Source organism: Vibrio sp. 10N.222.46.A1, from assembly GCF_041473595.1.
Classification (GTDB): domain Bacteria; phylum Pseudomonadota; class Gammaproteobacteria; order Enterobacterales; family Vibrionaceae; genus Vibrio; species Vibrio tasmaniensis_A.
Genome location: NZ_JBFRSN010001626.1, coordinates 1 through 1922 on the forward strand (window position 1 = coordinate 1; position 1922 = coordinate 1922).

Sequence of the window (1922 nt, forward strand, 5' to 3'; positions counted from 1 at the left end):
GGTGTACCACTCGCTCACTACACCCGTTATCAATCAGAAAATCCGATTCACTTATTTATTTTTACCAAGCCGTTTATTCAGAAATAATCGCTTAATTTTTTAATTAAGCGCCACTCAACAAATTAAATAAAAACATAATTAGAGAAAGCACAGATGAAATTAGGAACTATGTACGTAATTGGTGTCGGCACTGGAGACCCAGAATTATTAACACTTAAAGCTCACCGACTACTCAGCACCGTCGACATTGTCGCGTTTCCAGAAAAAGACGCGGGCAGTAACCACTCTTTTGCTCAACAAATTGCAGCGGGTTCTGTTAGCCCTGAAAGCATGAAAGGCGAATACCTATTTTTGCACTTCCCAATGACGCGTGACCCAAGCATCAACGTTCCTGCATGGCGTAAAGCCGCCGTCACAATTGTTGAACTATTAAAGCAAGGTAAAGACGTGGCATTTGCAACCGAAGGTGATCCATCGGTTTACAGCACATGGGCATACATCCAAGAAGAACTGACAGAGCTACTTCCTGAACTTGATCCGGTGATCATTCCGGGTATCACTTCAGTTACCGCTATTCCATCACAAACAAAAATTCCACTTGCTGACGGTCAGGAGCGTTTTTGTGTTGTACCTGCGACATGGGGTATCGAGTGTTTAGAAAAGCTAGTCGAAGATTTTGACACCATCATGTTAATCAAAGCAGGTCGCGTTATCCCCAAGCTGATCACTCAACTTGAGTCGATGGACATGTTGGATTGTGCAACCTACGTGTCGCATGCCACCACAGAAAAACAAGAGCTTTACTCTGACCTACGCGATGTACCGAATGAAAACCGCTACTTCTCTATGGTTCAGCTTTCAGTTCGCGCTCGTCGTGGCGTACTACGTGGTACTAATGAATCAAAGAAATGTGCCGTTCTTGATGGTGGTAAAGCTGATAGTGGTAAAGATAGCATCGATAAAACTATTGCCGGTAAAGCGTAATGAAAATCGCCATTTATGCCATCACGCTACACGGAGCAAGGCAAGCCAAACGCTTAGCTAAAACGTTTCCGTTTGCTGATGTCTTTATTGCACCAGTTGGACAAGAAGAATACCCAGAAGCCGATGAGTTAACCCTGCCGCTTTCTGGTTTTCTTCCTCCTCAATTTAAGCAATATGATCACCATATCTGCTTTTTTGCTGCGGGTATTGTCAGCCGAATGATCGGCCCTTTGCTAGAAGACAAACGCACCGACCCCGGCGTGATCTGCATTGACGATCACGGCCAATTCGTGATCCCTATGCTATCTGGTCATCGCGGTGGCGCAAATGGGATCGCGTTACAAGTCTCACAAGCACTCAACGCGACTCCTGTAATCACCACCGCTTCTGACGCTGCCGGCAGTTTGTCGGTTGATATGCTCGGATCGCCATTTGGTTGGACACTTGATCCACAATGCGAACCCGCGATCACCGCCACCAGTGCAGCAGTTGTAAATGAAAAACGCATTCTAATCGTGCAGCACGCTGGCGAACAGAACTGGTGGCAGAACAAACGTTCCATGCCAAGACACATCATTACCCACCCAGCACTAAGCGATACAGACCTTTCTCAAATCAGTACTGATGATTGGGATGGTTTAGTTCTGATTTCAGATGAAGCACAACCAAAAGGTTACGCCGACTTAAAAAATAAAACCGTACTGTGGCGACCAAAATCGCTTGTACTTGGAATAGGTTGTGACCGCAATACTCCTTTGCATGTATTGAAAGCAGGTATCGATGTTTTCCTGACTGAATATAACCTAGCAAAAGCCAGTGTTTCAGCTTTCGCCAGTATCGCTTTAAAAGCAGATGAAAAAGGTATTTTAGAACTCTCGTCTGAAAGCCAAATTCCTTTCCACACTTATTCAGCCGAGCAACTCGACGGCGTTGAAGGG

Annotated in this window: 2 protein-coding genes; both read left to right on the plus strand. The window is 45.3% G+C overall.

What is annotated here, in order from left to right; translation table 11 throughout:
• Positions 1 to 153: 153 nt before the first annotated feature.
• Complete coding sequence (cobI, locus tag AB4496_RS28510; protein WP_102258165.1) at positions 154 to 984, plus strand: precorrin-2 C(20)-methyltransferase; 831 nt, start codon at positions 154 to 156, stop codon at positions 982 to 984.
• The coding region (locus AB4496_RS28515) for a cobalt-precorrin 5A hydrolase (RefSeq protein ID WP_372133433.1) at positions 984 to 1922 on the plus strand (939 nt) is incomplete at its 3' end. The genes cobI and AB4496_RS28515, both read left to right, overlap by 1 nt.

Bases quoted from the DNA above. Each gene is read 5' to 3' on its own strand.
- cobI (WP_102258165.1), top strand. From the start codon at position 154: ATGAAATTAGGAACTATGTACGTAATTGGTGTCGGCACTGGAGACCCA.